Source organism: Shewanella sp. POL2 (assembly GCF_000282755.1).
Classification (GTDB): domain Bacteria; phylum Pseudomonadota; class Gammaproteobacteria; order Enterobacterales; family Shewanellaceae; genus Shewanella; species Shewanella xiamenensis.
The window spans coordinates 1-14,130 of the sequence record NZ_AKZL01000104.1 but is presented as its reverse complement, the minus strand read 5'-3'; the positions used below and the strand labels follow the sequence as shown (position 1 = coordinate 14,130).

The 14,130-nt window shown below is 46.5% G+C and carries 18 protein-coding genes and 1 pseudogene; 16 read left to right on the top strand and 3 right to left on the bottom strand.

The genetic code is table 11. The features are described 5' to 3' along the window. On the top strand, positions 1-547 hold a 547-nt coding region (locus SHEWPOL2_RS19390; protein WP_037430820.1), incomplete at its 5' end, for an ATP-binding cassette domain-containing protein. Next, on the top strand, positions 544-1,794 hold the full coding sequence (gene lolE / locus SHEWPOL2_RS19385; RefSeq protein WP_037430817.1) for a lipoprotein-releasing ABC transporter permease subunit LolE: 1,251 nt from the start codon (positions 544-546) through the stop codon (positions 1,792-1,794). The genes SHEWPOL2_RS19390 and lolE, both read left to right, overlap by 4 nt. A 109-nt stretch (positions 1,795-1,903) precedes the next feature. Here lolE and suhB read toward each other — a convergent pair whose 3' ends face one another. After that, a complete protein-coding gene (gene suhB / locus SHEWPOL2_RS19380; protein ID WP_011072272.1) occupies positions 1,904-2,707 on the bottom strand; it encodes an inositol-1-monophosphatase in 804 nt (267 codons plus the stop codon). A gap of 154 nt (positions 2,708-2,861) precedes the next feature. Between suhB and trmJ the strand changes: the two are divergent. From trmJ to SHEWPOL2_RS19310, 14 genes and pseudogenes are all read left to right on the top strand, one after another. Continuing rightward, positions 2,862-3,588, top strand: a pseudogene (trmJ, locus tag SHEWPOL2_RS19375) (tRNA (cytosine(32)/uridine(32)-2'-O)-methyltransferase TrmJ). Positions 3,589-3,633: 45 nt separating this feature from the next. Beyond that, positions 3,634-4,455 (top strand): serine O-acetyltransferase, encoded by an 822-nt coding sequence (gene cysE, locus SHEWPOL2_RS19370; protein ID WP_011626050.1) that lies wholly within the window; start codon positions 3,634-3,636, stop codon positions 4,453-4,455. Positions 4,456-4,806: 351 nt separating this feature from the next. After that, positions 4,807-5,268 (top strand): Fe-S cluster assembly transcriptional regulator IscR, encoded by a 462-nt coding sequence (gene iscR / locus SHEWPOL2_RS19365; RefSeq protein WP_006081858.1) that lies wholly within the window; start codon positions 4,807-4,809, stop codon positions 5,266-5,268. 78 nt (positions 5,269-5,346) lie between these two features. Next, positions 5,347-6,561, top strand: a complete 1,215-nt coding sequence (locus SHEWPOL2_RS19360; protein ID WP_037430815.1) for an IscS subfamily cysteine desulfurase — start codon at positions 5,347-5,349, stop codon at positions 6,559-6,561. A gap of 37 nt (positions 6,562-6,598) precedes the next feature. After that, the gene (gene iscU, locus SHEWPOL2_RS19355) at positions 6,599-6,982 is read left to right on the top strand and encodes a Fe-S cluster assembly scaffold IscU (protein ID WP_011072277.1); all 384 of its coding nucleotides are present in this window, start codon (positions 6,599-6,601) and stop codon (positions 6,980-6,982) included. 14 nt (positions 6,983-6,996) lie between these two features. Continuing rightward, positions 6,997-7,320: an iron-sulfur cluster assembly protein IscA gene (gene iscA, locus SHEWPOL2_RS19350; RefSeq protein WP_011072278.1), complete on the top strand. Its 324-nt coding sequence runs from the start codon at positions 6,997-6,999 to the stop codon at positions 7,318-7,320. A gap of 15 nt (positions 7,321-7,335) precedes the next feature. Beyond that, on the top strand, positions 7,336-7,860 hold the full coding sequence (gene hscB, locus SHEWPOL2_RS19345; protein WP_037418358.1) for a co-chaperone HscB: 525 nt from the start codon (positions 7,336-7,338) through the stop codon (positions 7,858-7,860). A gap of 67 nt (positions 7,861-7,927) precedes the next feature. Beyond that, the gene (gene hscA, locus SHEWPOL2_RS19340; RefSeq protein WP_037430812.1) at positions 7,928-9,790 is read left to right on the top strand and encodes a Fe-S protein assembly chaperone HscA; all 1,863 of its coding nucleotides are present in this window, start codon (positions 7,928-7,930) and stop codon (positions 9,788-9,790) included. 8 nt (positions 9,791-9,798) lie between these two features. Further along, positions 9,799-10,134, top strand: coding sequence for an ISC system 2Fe-2S type ferredoxin (gene fdx / locus SHEWPOL2_RS19335; RefSeq protein ID WP_037418353.1), 336 nt, complete (start codon positions 9,799-9,801; stop codon positions 10,132-10,134). 154 nt (positions 10,135-10,288) lie between these two features. Further along, positions 10,289-11,188, top strand: coding sequence for a 30S ribosomal protein S6--L-glutamate ligase (rimK, locus tag SHEWPOL2_RS19330; protein WP_037430810.1), 900 nt, complete (start codon positions 10,289-10,291; stop codon positions 11,186-11,188). Positions 11,189-11,256: 68 nt separating this feature from the next. Beyond that, positions 11,257-11,454, top strand: coding sequence for a Fe-S cluster assembly protein IscX (gene iscX, locus SHEWPOL2_RS19325; RefSeq protein WP_037418347.1), 198 nt, complete (start codon positions 11,257-11,259; stop codon positions 11,452-11,454). Between the two features lie 207 nt (positions 11,455-11,661). Beyond that, entirely contained in the window at positions 11,662-11,829 is a 168-nt protein-coding gene (locus SHEWPOL2_RS22765; RefSeq protein ID WP_037418345.1) for a hypothetical protein, read from the top strand. Between the two features lie 232 nt (positions 11,830-12,061). Beyond that, the gene (gene ndk, locus SHEWPOL2_RS19315) at positions 12,062-12,493 is read left to right on the top strand and encodes a nucleoside-diphosphate kinase (RefSeq protein ID WP_011072285.1); all 432 of its coding nucleotides are present in this window, start codon (positions 12,062-12,064) and stop codon (positions 12,491-12,493) included. Between the two features lie 305 nt (positions 12,494-12,798). Further along, complete coding sequence (locus SHEWPOL2_RS19310) at positions 12,799-13,242, top strand: Hsp20 family protein (protein ID WP_037430809.1); 444 nt, start codon at positions 12,799-12,801, stop codon at positions 13,240-13,242. Positions 13,243-13,350: 108 nt separating this feature from the next. Here SHEWPOL2_RS19310 and ilvN read toward each other — a convergent pair whose 3' ends face one another. Together ilvN and SHEWPOL2_RS19300 are read right to left on the bottom strand one after the other, a co-directional pair. Next, positions 13,351-13,845: an acetolactate synthase small subunit gene (gene ilvN, locus SHEWPOL2_RS19305; RefSeq protein ID WP_011072288.1), complete on the bottom strand. Its 495-nt coding sequence runs from the start codon at positions 13,843-13,845 to the stop codon at positions 13,351-13,353. Further along, positions 13,845-14,130 (bottom strand): thiamine pyrophosphate-dependent enzyme (locus SHEWPOL2_RS19300; protein ID WP_037430806.1); only part of this gene is annotated, 286 nt, incomplete at its 5' end. The genes SHEWPOL2_RS19300 and ilvN, both read right to left, overlap by 1 nt.

Here is a 14,130-nt window from a genome sequence, read left to right as displayed (position 1 = left end):
TACGTTACTGCATATTATGGGGACGCTTGATAAACCGTCATCGGGTAAAGTGTTGTTGGCAGGTGAGGATTTATATCAAGTGAGCAGTGCCCGACAGGCGCAGATCCGTAATCAGGATTTAGGCTTTATTTATCAATTTCATCATTTGTTGCCTGAATTTACCGCCCTTGAAAATGTGGCAATGCCGGCATTTATCCAAGGTCGTGATCGCAGCCAAGCGCAAGCCGATGCCAAGGTTTTGCTCGAGAGAGTGGGTCTTGGGCACAGAATGAGCCATATTCCAGCTGAGCTTTCGGGCGGTGAACGGCAACGAGTGGCAATCGCCCGTGCGCTTATCAATAAACCCAAACTCGTACTGGCCGATGAACCTACGGGAAATCTCGATGCGAAGAGCGGCGAGGCCGTGTATGAACTTATTCGCGAATTGGCCAATCAACTCGGTACCGCGTTTGTGGTGGTCACCCACGATCCTAAATTGGCAGCGCGGATGGACAGACAACTGACCATGAAAAATGGTTATCTGCAAGTACCGGAAAGCACCCAATGAAAGGACCATTAGCCCTCTCGATTGGTTGGCGCTTTTACCGTGCGCGCCAATCCAATAGTTTTATTAGCTTTATTTCCTTTGCATCGACAGCGGGTATTGCTCTGGGCGTTGCCGTATTGATTATCGTGCTTTCAGCCATGAATGGTTTTGAGCGCGAGCTAGAGCAACGTTTACTCGGGGTGATCTCCCAAGCCGATGTGGTAGGCGTGAATGAGCCGATTGCTGACTGGCGCGCTGTTGAGCAAACCGCGTTGCAGATTGAAGGCGTTACGGCGGCGGCACCTTTTATTCGTATGCAGGGTTTAGTGCAAAAGCCCGGTGGTTTTCAGGGGCTTGCTGTCGTTGGCATTGATCCTGAACAAGAGGCAAAAGTCTCTACATTGTCGCAATTTATGAATCCCGAGACTTGGCAGAGCTTGAGTGAAGATGATAATCACATCGTCCTTGGTGAAAGTTTGCTGAAAAAATTAGGCCTCGAAGTCGGCGATACGCTGGCACTGTATGTACAAGATCTTGACCCTGAACATGCGGGAAGTTTACGTGCTGCAAAAAGCCATCGCTTTGTGGTGTCAGGTGTGTATCGCTTAGGTGGAGAGCTTGAGTTAACCACCGCGTATATTCCCATGCGTTATGCGGCAAATATCCTTAATTTACATCAAGGCGTGACGGGGGTTCGTATCAGTGTGGCGCAGGTATTTGATGCACCAGCGAAAATTCGCGAGTTAGGCTATGCGTTGAACCAGTCGGTGTATATTAGTGATTGGACCCGTACACAAGGGCACTTATATCAGGATATTCAATTAGTTCGCACCATAATGTACCTGGTATTAGTATTGGTGATCGGGGTGGCTTGCTTCAATATTGTCTCAACACTGGTGATGGCGGTGCGGGATAAAGCCAGCGAAATTGCGATCCTGATGACCATGGGGCTTAGCCGATTATCCGTGATGGGTATTTTTATGGTGCAGGGCGCATTAAACGGTTTAGTGGGGTGTGCGCTCGGAGGGATGATAGGTATCGCAACAGCTATTAATCTCAGTGCAATTGCCCGTAGCATTGAGCAACTCTTTGGGATCCAATTATTGTCTGCCGATGTTTATTTTGTGGATTTTCTTCCCTCCGAACTGCATATGTCGGATGCCTGCTTAGTCATTGCCACAGCGTTTGTGATGAGCCTGATTGCAACGCTCTATCCCGCATGGAAAGCAAGTCAAATTGGCCCTGCGCAGGCATTGGCGGGCAGATAACCAGTGCTGAATATTAATCCAAGTAACGCTAGGCAAACTTAAAATCTCAAAATAAAAAGGCCAGTGATATTATCACTGGCCTTTTTGATATTGTTTCGGATAAAGGTGATTAACGCTTTAAACCTTCGTTCAATAAAGGACGCATGGTTTTGACTAACTCAGTGGTCACTTTCGGAGAACCCGCAACGATATTGCCAGAGATCAGATAGTTATGACCGCCAGTAAAGTCAGTGACTGTGCCACCCGCTTCACGACATAACAGATCGCCAGCAGCGATATCCCATGGCTTTAAGCCAATTTCAAAGAAACCGTCTAAACGGCCTGCGGCCACATAGGCTAAATCTAATGCTGCAGAACCTGTGCGACGTAAGTCTGAACAATGACCAAACACTTCGCCGAAAATGGCCATATAGGTTTCGGTATGTTGACGGGCTTTAAATGGAAAACCTGTACCGATAATGGTTGGTGCTAGTTCGTTGACATTGGTCACGCGGATACGGAAATCGTTTAATTTGGCGCCTTTACCACGGATAGCGGTAAATAATTCTTCACGAACTGGATCATAAACAACGGCAACTTCAGTTTTGCCTTTGTATTGGAGTGCGATAGAAACCGCAAAATGGGGAATGCCTCTAACGAAGTTGTTAGTGCCATCCAGAGGATCGACTATCCAAATATAGTCTTTGTTTTCACCACGATTTTCGCCTTTTTCTTCACCCACGATAGTGTGATCAGGGTAAGATTTGCGAATTTGATAGGTAATAGCAGCTTCTGCTTCCTTATCTACACTGGTAACAAAATCGTTGATACCTTTAGCACTGACTTCAACTCGGTCAAGTTCAGTGTAGGCGCGCATAATAGTTTGGCCAGCCGCGCGGGCAGCGCGAACAGCAATCGTCAGCATCGGATGCATTGCAATCCCCTGGATGTTAAAGAACGTTAAAAATAGCGGGCGGCATTATACTCGATTTGAATGTTATATCAAATACCGATTTTCATATAAGCATTCACGCACGCCTGTGATAGTATTCGCTCCCAGTGTTTTGTGAATTAAATTAAGTCGTTTCATGCTAAGTAATATTCGTGTGATTTTAGTGGGGTACATCGCACCCCGGCAATATTGGCTCGACCGCCAGAGCGATGAAGACCATGGGGTTATCGACCCTGTATCTTGCCGAACCAAGATGTGAAGTGGATGGTCAATCCATTGCCTTGGCCGCAGGCGCTTCGGACATTTTAAAACATCTGGTTAAAGTGGATTCCTTAGAAGAAGCCATCGCCGATTGCAGTTTGGTGATTGCCACCAGTGCCCGTAGCCGTACCTTGGATTGGCCTATGCTCGATCCGCGAGAAGCGGGACAAAAGCTGGTGACCGAAGGGATAACTGGGCCTGTCGCCATCGTCTTTGGTCGTGAAAATCATGGGTTAACTAATGAAGAATTACAGCAATGTACTTACCATGTGGCGATTCCTGCTAACCCTGAATACAGCTCATTGAACCTCGCGCAGGCTGTGCAAATCATTTGTTATGAGACGCGTGTGGCACATTTAGCCCAAACGGCGGTGTCACAAGAGGTTGAAGAATATCCACTCTCTGCCGATCTTGAGCGTTTCTTTGTGCATTTAGAAAGCACCTTATCATCGACAGGTTTTATTATTAAAAACCACCCCGGCCAAGTGATGACTAAGCTACGTCGTCTGTTTAGCCGTGCACGTATCGAAAGCCAAGAGATGAATATTCTTCGAGGCATTTTAACCTCGATCGATAAAGTGGTAGGTAACAAACAAAAATAGCCAAAGTACATTTGGCAAATAACGCTAATCGCGAAGGATTGAAGCATGGGTGTGATAGCTAGGCTAAAAGAAGACATTGAATCTATATATCACCGTGATCCCGCGGCGCGCAGCGCCTTTGAGATCTTGGTCAACTATCCTGGCATGCACGCCATTTGGTTGCATCGGATAAGCCATAAATTATGGAAGCGTGATTGGCGCTTAATGGCCCGTTGTTTATCGACTTTTTCGCGCTGGCTGACGGGAGTGGAGATCCATCCGGGTGCCACCATTGGCGATCGTTTCTTTATCGACCATGGTATGGGCGTGGTGATCGGCGAAACCGCCGAGATTGGCGATGATTGTACTTTGTATCACGGCGTGACACTTGGCGGCACCACTTGGCAGGCAGGTAAACGCCATCCCACACTAGGCAATAACGTGGTCGTGGGCGCAGGGGCTAAGATTTTAGGTCCTATCACTATGCATGATGGGGCGCGTGTCGGCTCTAACTCTGTGGTGGTGAAAGATGTGCCTAAGGATACGACTGTGGTCGGGATCCCTGGGCGCGTGGTCGCCACACCTTCGCCACAATCGAAGGAGAAGTCTGAGCGTCGCAGCGCCATGGCCAAGAAATATGGTTTCGATGCGTATGCTGTGTCTCCTGACAATCCGGATCCTGTCGCGAACGCTATCGGTCAAATGCTGGACCATATGCATTTAATGGATTCAAAAGTGCAGGAATTGTGTCAAGCCATTCAGCGCTTAGGTGGTGATGTATGCACCGAAAGATTGCCAGAGCTGAATGTGGGTGAGTTTAACGACGCGGAAAAAGCCGCCGCCGATAAGCGCCAGAGTGCGCTCGACGAGTTTGATCCCAGCATTTAATTAAGGTGTTTTGCGCAGTGGTGTGTTGATGTTAATTCACATGCTTCTGCCACCGATGATTGCCATTCAATTTCCTCTGTGGTTGCGCGGTTTTTAAACAGAGTAGGCCTAGGTGGTTAGCTTTCATTCCAAGAGAGTGCGTTAGATCCCGATATGGGGGCGATTAGGACGATTAATTGCCCCTTTAGCATTGAATCTTAGGGCAGAAAAAGGTTAAATACCCCACCAAGATGAAAGGGTATTGGTTCGCTGCACGCTTATATACTTGAGTGTTTTACTAGGTTTTATACTTGACTGATTTACTCAGGTATGTTGAAATAACCCCATACCTGTTTGGGAGCTATGGTAGTTATGAAACTTACATCTAAAGGTCGTTATGCAGTAACCGCAATGCTCGATGTGGCCATCCACTCGGCTTCGGGACCGGTTCCCTTAGCGGATATCTCTGAAAGACAAGGGATTTCGCTTTCCTATCTGGAACAACTCTTCGCAAAGTTACGTAAACATGGCCTAGTGGCCAGTGTCCGTGGTCCAGGTGGTGGTTATCGCTTAGGCCTAGAAGCTAATGATATTTCTGTTGGCATGGTGGTCCATGCCGTGGACGAGTCTGTCGATGCGACTCGTTGTCAAGGATTAGGCAATTGCCAGAGTGGAACTCGCTGCTTAACGCACTCGCTCTGGGGCGATTTAAGCAAACAAATTTCAGATTTTTTAGATGGTATCAGTCTTGCTGGCTTAATGCAGAAACGAGATGTGCAGTTTATCTCGCTTAAGCAAGACACTATGCAAAAGGAGCAAAGAGTCAGCTTATAGGCTTTTTGTTATACGATAAAAATTATTTTTGTACGTTGTATGTAGCCTCGGCAGAGACTGCTAAGTACGGAGTGTGTTATGAAGCTTCCTATCTATTTAGATTATGCCGCCACCACGCCAGTTGATCCGCGAGTCGCGGAAAAAATGTTCCAATACATGACGATGGATGGCATCTTCGGTAACCCAGCATCACGTTCTCACCGTTATGGCTGGCAAGCGGAAGAAGCGGTGGATGTGGCGCGCAGCCAAGTGGCTGATCTGATCAATGCTGATCACCGTGAAATCGTGTTTACCTCAGGTGCAACCGAATCAAACAATCTGGCGATCAAAGGCGTAGCGCACTTCTACAATAAGAAAGGCAAGCACATCATCACCAGCAAGACTGAACATAAAGCGGTACTCGATACCTGCCGTCAGCTTGAGCGTGAAGGTTTTGAAGTCACTTACTTAGAGCCAGATGCTAACGGTATCATTCCGATGGAACGTTTAGAAGCGGCGATGCGCGACGACACGATTCTTGTCAGCATCATGCATGTGAATAACGAAATCGGTGTGATCCATGATGTGGATGCTATCGGCGAGTTATGCCGTTCAAAAGGCATTATCTTCCATATGGATGCTGCGCAAAGTGCTGGTAAAGTACCGATTGATGTGCAACGCACTAAAGTAGATCTGATCTCCATTTCTGGCCACAAAATGTATGGTCCTAAAGGGATTGGTGCCTTGTATGTTCGTCGTAAACCCCGTATCCGCTTAGAAGCGCAAATGCACGGTGGTGGTCATGAGCGGGGTATGCGTAGTGGTACTCTGCCAACTCACCAAATCGTCGGTTTAGGTGAAGCTGCGGCGATTGCAAAAGCTGAAATGGCAACAGATGACGCGCGTATTGCTAAGCTGCGTGACAAATTATGGAATGGCATTAAACACATTGAAGAAACCTATATCAACGGTGATATGACTCAGCGTGTGAGTGGCAGTCTCAACGTTAGTTTCAACTATGTTGAAGGTGAGTCACTGATGATGGCCTTAAAAGATTTAGCGGTTTCATCGGGTTCGGCTTGTACCTCAGCCAGTTTAGAACCGAGCTACGTGTTACGTGCACTGGGCTTAAATGATGAAATGGCGCATAGCTCGATTCGTTTCTCTATCGGCCGTTTTACCACCGAAGAAGAAATCGACCACGCTATTGAAGTTATTACTCAATCTATTGATAAATTAAGAGAAATGTCTCCATTGTGGGAAATGTTTAAAGATGGCATCGACCTGAATCAGGTGCAGTGGGCCCATCATTAATTCGACTAATGACAATAGATAATTTTGGAGCAGTATCATGGCTTACAGTGAAAAAGTGATAGATCATTACGAGAACCCACGTAACGTTGGTTCTTTCGATAAAAACGATCCTTCAGTCGTAACCGGTATGGTGGGTGCACCAGCTTGCGGTGACGTGATGAAGTTACAACTGAAAATCGGTGCTGACGGCATTATCGAAGATGCTAAGTTCAAAACCTATGGTTGTGGTAGTGCGATTGCATCAAGCTCACTGGTCACTGAGTGGGTTAAAGGCAAGACAATTGAGCAAGCTGCGGCGATCAAAAACACTGATATAGCTGAAGAGTTAGCTCTGCCACCCGTAAAAATCCACTGTTCTATTTTGGCTGAAGACGCCATTAAAGCGGCGATTGACGAGTACAAATCTAAACAAGCTAAGTAACATCTGGAGTTAAGATGGCAATTACAATGACCCCAGCGGCAACTGAACGCGTCAGGTCTTTCTTAGCAAATCGAGGCAAGGGCATTGGTCTGCGCCTCGGCTTAAAGACGTCAGGCTGTTCAGGTATGGCTTATGTGCTTGAGTTTGTTGATGCACTGAACGATGACGATGAAGTATATGATATTGATGGTGTAAAAATCATTATCGATGCGAAAAGCTTTATCTATCTTCAGGGCATTGAATTGGATTTTGTTAAAGAAGGACTGAACGAAGGTTTCCAATTTAACAACCCGAACGCAAAAGGTGAGTGCGGTTGCGGTGAGAGTTTCACTGTTTAATTGCCGAATTGACGCATGAATTATTTCGAGCTGTTTAAGTTTTCTCCTACCTTCGATATTGACACCGCATTGCTTGCAGAACGCTACCGCGACCTGCAACGTGCGGTTCATCCCGATAAGTTTGCCAATGATACCGAGCAACAACGGCTGTTGTCGGTGCAACGCACCGCACAAGTCAACGACGGTTATCAAACCCTAAAAGACCCCATCCGCCGTGCTGAGCATATGCTCTCCCTGCGTGGTATTGATTTAAGTCATGAGACCACGACAGTGAAAGATACTGCATTTTTAATGCAGCAGATGGAATGGCGTGAAGCACTTGAAGATATTCGTGATAGCGCCGATCCCCAAGCCAGCATTGATGAACTGTACGATTCTTTTGCGACTTACCGCGCTCAGTTGAATAAAGTATTGGCTTCACAGCTGAGCAGTGGCAGTGACGAAGACGCCTTGTTAGCGGCAGATCAAGTTCGCAAACTTAAATTTATGGCAAAATTACACGATGAACTGACGCGTATCGAAGACGCGTTGCTCGATTAATTTTCCTTATTGCAGTTATTTTGCCGATTCCGATTGATTTGAGTCGGCGTTACTAAGTTGGATACATATGGCCCTTTTGCAGATTGCTGAGCCCGGACAAAGTGCCGCGCCGCACCAACATAGACTTGCCGTTGGCATCGATTTAGGTACAACCAATTCACTTGTGGCTGCTGTACGCAGTGGCGTAACGGCAACCTTGCCTGATGAAAACGGACAGCATTCTTTACCTTCGATAGTTCGTTACACTCATGATGGAATTCAAGTGGGTTATGTGGCGGCGTTAAGTTCAGCGCAGGATCCTAAAAACACTATCGTTTCCGTTAAACGTTTCATGGGGCGTAGTCTTGCGGACATCCAAGCAGGTGAGCAATCTTTCCCATATCAATTCGAAGCCAGTGAAAATGGTTTACCGCTGTTTGTGACGCCCCAAGGTCGAGTGAATCCGGTGCAAGTTTCTGCCGAAATTTTACGTCCCCTAATTGAGCGCGCCGAAAAAACCCTTGGCGGTGAGCTGCAAGGCGCAGTGATCACTGTGCCTGCTTATTTCGATGATGCCCAGCGTCAGGGAACTAAGGATGCAGCATCGTTATTGGGTATTAATGTTTTACGCCTATTAAATGAACCCACTGCGGCTGCGATTGCTTATGGCTTAGACTCTAAGCAAGAAGGTGTTATTGCCATTTACGATCTCGGTGGTGGCACCTTTGATATTTCTATTTTGCGTTTAAACCGTGGCGTATTTGAAGTACTGGCTACGGGCGGCGATTCTGCGCTCGGTGGTGATGATTTTGATCATCTTTTACAAGCACATATGCAGCAAGTGTGGCAACTGACTGATATCGACTCTCAGTTAAGTCGCCAGCTATTGATTGAAGCGCGCCGGGTGAAAGAAGCCTTAACCGATTCGAGTGATACTGAGGCTAGTCTTACCCTTGCCGATGGTTCGGTGCTCAAACAAGTGGTTACTAAGGCGCAATTTGAGAGCCTCATCGCTGCGCTTGTGAAGAAAACCATCGCAAGTTGTCGCCGCACCCTACGTGATGCGGGCGTAACGGTTGATGAAGTGCTTGAAACCGTCATGGTTGGCGGCTCTACCCGCGTACCATTAGTACGTGAGCAAGTTGAAGCCTTTTTTGGTAAAGCGCCATTAACTTCAATCGATCCTGACCGTGTTGTCGCCATTGGCGCGGCCATTCAGGCTGATATTTTGGTCGGTAACAAACCCGAATCTGAATTATTACTGCTCGATGTGATCCCCTTGTCGTTAGGGATTGAAACGATGGGCGGTTTAGTGGAGAAAGTGGTGTCTCGTAACACGACTATCCCCGTGGCACGCGCCCAAGAGTTTACCACCTTTAAGGATGGGCAAACGGCGATGGCGTTCCATGTCGTGCAGGGTGAGCGAGAGTTAGTTGACGATTGCCGCTCTCTAGCACGCTTCACCTTAAAAGGTATTCCACCGTTAGCGGCAGGTGCTGCCCATATCCGGGTGACCTTCCAAGTGGATGCTGATGGATTATTAAGTGTGACGGCCATGGAGAAATCCACTGGTGTGCAATCGAGCATTCAGGTCAAGCCTTCGTTTGGTTTATCGGATACTGAGATCGCGACTATGCTCAAAGACTCGATGAAGCATGCTAAAGAAGATATCAGCCGCCGTATGCTGGCTGAGCAGCAAGTTGAGGCGGCGAGGGTGCTTGAGTCCTTGAATGCGGCGCTCTCAAAAGATGGTGACTTACTCACAAGCGATGAGCGTCAGCAGATTGATACTGTGATGGCAGAGCTGGTTCACGTCGCTGGCGGTGATGATGCTGATGCAATTAAAAATGCGATCGAAACTCTTGATGAACATACTCAAGATTTTGCCGCAAAACGTATGGATAATTCTATTCGAGTGGCCTTTAAAGGTCAGTCAATTGACAAGATATAGGTGATGTGATGCCCCAGTTAGTCTTTCTTCCCCATGCTGAGTTGTGTCCCGATGGCGCAGTGTTGGAAGCTGAAGTAGGTGAAACGATTCTCGATGTGGCGCTGCGCAATGGCATCAATATCGAACATGCCTGTGAAAAATCCTGTGCTTGCACTACGTGCCATTGCATTGTGCGTGAAGGATTTGATGAGCTAGAGCCAAGTGATGAACTTGAAGACGATATGCTTGATAAAGCTTGGGGACTCGAGCCTGAGAGCCGCTTATCCTGTCAGGCTAAAGTGGTTGATTGCGATCTGGTGATTGAAATGCCTAAATACACTGTCAATATGGTGAGCGAAGGCTAAGTCACTTTTGTGCTGAAATCGCCAAAAACCAGTCCTAGTGACTGGTTTTTGGCTTTTGTAGACTAGCATTTGCGCAAGCAATAATAGCCATGATTGATTTATCCTTAAGCAAGCGTATTATGCGCTCAAAATGAAATGGTTGTCGGAGACCAGAATGAGAATCGCGATCCTATCGCAAGGGCCTGAGCTATATTCCACAAAGCGACTCGTTGAGGCTGCGACATTACGTGGTCACGAAGTCAAAGTGATCAATCCGCTCGAATGCTATATGAACATCAATATGCGCCAATCGAGCATTCATATTGGTGGTGAAGAATTACCGCCCTTTGATGCGGTGATCCCACGCATAGGCGCATCAATTACCTTTTATGGCTCTGCGGTATTGCGCCAGTTTGAGATGATGGGCGTCTATGCGCTCAATGATTCTGTCGGCATTTCACGCTCCCGCGATAAGCTGCGTTCAATGCAGTTGATGTCACGTCGTGGTATTGGTTTGCCGATCACCGGCTTTGCCAATAAGCCAAGCGATATTCCTGATTTAATCGATATGGTTGGTGGTGCGCCGCTAGTGATTAAATTGCTTGAGGGCACTCAAGGTATTGGCGTTGTTTTGGCTGAAACCCGTAAAGCGGCCGAAAGCGTGATTGAAGCTTTTATGGGATTAAAGGCTAATATCATGGTACAAGAATATATCAAAGAAGCTAACGGTGCGGATATTCGTTGTTTTGTCCTTGGTGATAAAGTCGTCGCTGCGATGAAGCGCCAAGCCATGCCAGGGGAGTTTCGCTCAAACCTCCACCGTGGCGGTACGGCGAGTTTAGTTAAACTCACGCCAGAAGAACGCTCAGTGGCTATTCGTGCCGCTAAGACCATGGGCCTGAACGTTGCGGGTGTGGATTTATTGCGTTCCAACCATGGCCCATTAGTGATGGAAGTGAATTCTTCACCAGGCCTTGAAGGGATCGAAGGTGCTACAACTAAGGATGTCGCTGGGGCGATAATCGAGTTTGTTGAGAAAAACGCAATTAAGACAAAAAAAACAACTCAAGCGTAAAGTGAGTGGTGATTAAGCTAAACTCAGGTGAAATGCGTTGAAATGTCCGTTTGCATAGGGGAAAGAGGATGTCATTAAAGTGGATTGATTCATTAGATATCGCCTTGGAATTACTGGAAAAACATTCAGATGTTGATCCCCGCAAACTGCATTTTACCGAGTTGTATGAGTGGGTGTTAGCGCTAGAGGATTTTGATGACGATCCTAAACATTGCAATGAAAAGGTATTAGAAGCTATTCAACAATGCTGGATCGAAGAAAAATAACATCAGTTACTCACCATGTTGTTGCGGCAACTTGTCCACGAAAAAACTAATTGGTGTGACATCTATCACGCTTATTTGGCTGTGAAATGGGATTTTAGTCGGAGTTTGATCAGTATCAAATTCCTTTTTATTGAATAACGTACCTTGTTACTTATCGGTTAAGCAGTTAACCGCTTAATATTATTCTCGCAACGCAAGGATGTTCACATGAAACTTTTGTTTGCTATGTTATTCACACTGTTACCCGCGTTGGCATGGGCTCATCCTGGTCATGGCGGTGTCGGTTTATTCCATCATTTGCTCGATTTAGCGCCAGCGGTTATTTTGGTTGCTTTGATTGCTTGGGCTGGAATTTGGGCAAAAAATAGAAAGTAAGCTAATTTGATAATGCTTACTCCTGTATTCATCTCCTTAGAGATATCTCGATAATAAATTGCCAGTTGCCCTTAAATGACAACTGGCGTTTTTTTGTGTGATCAATCTGGTTACAAATCCAGCCAATGTGCGCAATATCTCAGACTTATGTGCTTTAAAGATAGGATTTACTTTTTAAATTTCGTATAATCCGCGCGAATTTTTTCAAACTTGCTGACAAAGGAAGCTTGTTATGGCGATCGAACGCACATTTTCTATCATTAAGCCTGATGCTGTTGCTAAAAACCACATCGGTGCAATCTACAACCGTTTTGAAACTGCTGGTCTGAAGATCGTTGCAGCTAAAATGTTACACCTGACTAAAGAACAAGCTGAAGGTTTCTATGCTGAGCATAGCGAGCGTGGCTTCTTCGGTGCTCTGGTTGCTTTCATGACTTCTGGCCCAATCATGGTTCAAGTATTAGAAGGCGAAAACGCTGTTTTAGCTCACCGCGAAATTTTAGGTGCAACTAACCCAGCTCAAGCGGCTCCTGGTACTATCCGTGCTGATTTCGCTCAAAGCATCGACGAAAACGCAGCTCACGGTTCAGATTCTTTAGCATCTGCAGAACGTGAAATTGCTTACTTCTTCAGTGCTGAAGAACTGTGTCCACGTACTCGTTAATTTGAGTGCGGACCGAAGAAGGGAGCCTTAGTGCTCCTTTTTTTTGGCTGCATTTTGCTAACTACGCCAAGGACAAAGTGTTTAATGCTAGTAACAGGTTATTTTTATTAAGTTTTTAAAAAAATTTAAAAAACTTCCTTGAAATCCGCTTTCCTATCCTTATATCTATTGCAGGATCGCTCGATGAGGATCCCAATCGATTCTGTGCCGTTAGGACAGAAGTTAATTTAGGCGAAACAAATGTGTGTTTTCAACCTGAAAACCGTTCGCCAATTTCCCATATTGCTTAAGATAAGGATATGAATATGCGTACTTATGATTTAACTCCTCTTTACCGTAGTGCTATTGGTTTTGATCGTTTAGCCCAGATGGCAGAACATGCTGCCGCCAATAATGGCAACTCAGGTTATCCTCCATATAACATTGAACTCCTCGGCGAAAATCGTTATCGCATTACGATGGCCGTGGCAGGATTCTCGATGGAAGAGCTTGAGATCAGTAGCGAAGGTGAGAAATTACTGGTTAAAGGCAATAAGGCCGAAAGCCAAACTGAGCGTAAATACTTATACCAAGGTATTGCCGAGCGCGGTTTTGAGCGCACCTTCCAACTGGCTGATTATGTGACCGTATTGGGTGCCAGCTTAGAGAATGGTTTATTGAACATTGATTTAGTGCGTGAGATCCCAGAAGCGTTAAAACCACGCAAGATTGAAATCACCACCTCGCGCTTATTAGATAGTCAATCCTAATCCAGCATCGCGCGGATAAAGAAGGGGAGCTAAATGCTCCCCTTCTTGTTATCTCTTGTCTGGCTCGAATTGGAGATGTTTTCTAAGCGTTATCTTTATATAAGCTCTTTAGGCTTTCATCGCTTTTTCGCCGCGAGCTAAGCCGACAACGCCCGAGCGCGATACTTCAACGACTTTGGTCACTTCACCCATGGAATGAATAAAGGCATCGAGTTTTTCGGTCGTGCCCACCAATTGGATGGTGTAAAGATTGGCGGTGACATCGACAATCTGCCCACGGAAGATATCGGCGGTGCGCTTAATTTCTTCCCTAAGCTCCCCTTGGGCACGGACTTTAACCAGTGCCAGTTCCCGCTCAATATAAGCTGACTCGGTGACATTCGACACCTTGAGCACATCGACCAACTTGTGCAGTTGTTTCTCGATTTGCTCAAGCACTTTCTCATCTGCAACCAGTGAGATATTAAGACGTGACAAGGTATTATCATCGGTCGGCGCCACGGTTAAGCTTTCAATGTTATAACCGCGCTGGGAAAAGAGGCCGACAACACGGGATAGGGCGCCGGACTGGTTTTCGAGTAATACAGATATAATTCGACGCATTAGCATTTCTCCGTTTTGCTTAACCACATTTCATTCATCGCGCCGCCGCGGATAAGCATCGGATATACGTGCTCAGTCTCATCCACCATAATGTCGATAAATACCAGTCTGTCTTTCATGGCAAGGGCTTCGGCCATCTTAGACTCAAGCTCTGCAGGATCGCTAATCGTCATGCCAACATGGCCATAGGCTTCGGCAATTTTGGCGAAGTTGGGTACCGAATCCATATAGGAATGGGAATGGCGACCCGAGTAGATCATATCCTGCCACTGTTTGACCATGCCG

Bases quoted from the DNA above. Each gene is read 5' to 3' on its own strand.
- SHEWPOL2_RS22765 (WP_037418345.1), top strand. From the start codon at position 11,662: ATGAAACTTTTGTTTGCTATGTTATTCACACTGTTACCCGCGTTGGCA.
- cysE (WP_011626050.1), top strand. From the start codon at position 3,634: ATGGGTGTGATAGCTAGGCTAAAAGAAGACATTGAATCTATATATCAC.
- lolE (WP_037430817.1), top strand. From the start codon at position 544: ATGAAAGGACCATTAGCCCTCTCGATTGGTTGGCGCTTTTACCGTGCG.
- rimK (WP_037430810.1), top strand. From the start codon at position 10,289: ATGAGAATCGCGATCCTATCGCAAGGGCCTGAGCTATATTCCACAAAG.
- suhB (WP_011072272.1), bottom strand. From the start codon at position 2,707: ATGCATCCGATGCTGACGATTGCTGTTCGCGCTGCCCGCGCGGCTGGC.
- iscR (WP_006081858.1), top strand. From the start codon at position 4,807: ATGAAACTTACATCTAAAGGTCGTTATGCAGTAACCGCAATGCTCGAT.
- SHEWPOL2_RS19310 (WP_037430809.1), top strand. From the start codon at position 12,799: ATGCGTACTTATGATTTAACTCCTCTTTACCGTAGTGCTATTGGTTTT.
- iscA (WP_011072278.1), top strand. From the start codon at position 6,997: ATGGCAATTACAATGACCCCAGCGGCAACTGAACGCGTCAGGTCTTTC.
- iscU (WP_011072277.1), top strand. From the start codon at position 6,599: ATGGCTTACAGTGAAAAAGTGATAGATCATTACGAGAACCCACGTAAC.
- fdx (WP_037418353.1), top strand. From the start codon at position 9,799: ATGCCCCAGTTAGTCTTTCTTCCCCATGCTGAGTTGTGTCCCGATGGC.
- iscX (WP_037418347.1), top strand. From the start codon at position 11,257: ATGTCATTAAAGTGGATTGATTCATTAGATATCGCCTTGGAATTACTG.
- hscA (WP_037430812.1), top strand. From the start codon at position 7,928: ATGGCCCTTTTGCAGATTGCTGAGCCCGGACAAAGTGCCGCGCCGCAC.
- hscB (WP_037418358.1), top strand. From the start codon at position 7,336: ATGAATTATTTCGAGCTGTTTAAGTTTTCTCCTACCTTCGATATTGAC.
- SHEWPOL2_RS19360 (WP_037430815.1), top strand. From the start codon at position 5,347: ATGAAGCTTCCTATCTATTTAGATTATGCCGCCACCACGCCAGTTGAT.
- ndk (WP_011072285.1), top strand. From the start codon at position 12,062: ATGGCGATCGAACGCACATTTTCTATCATTAAGCCTGATGCTGTTGCT.
- ilvN (WP_011072288.1), bottom strand. From the start codon at position 13,845: ATGCGTCGAATTATATCTGTATTACTCGAAAACCAGTCCGGCGCCCTA.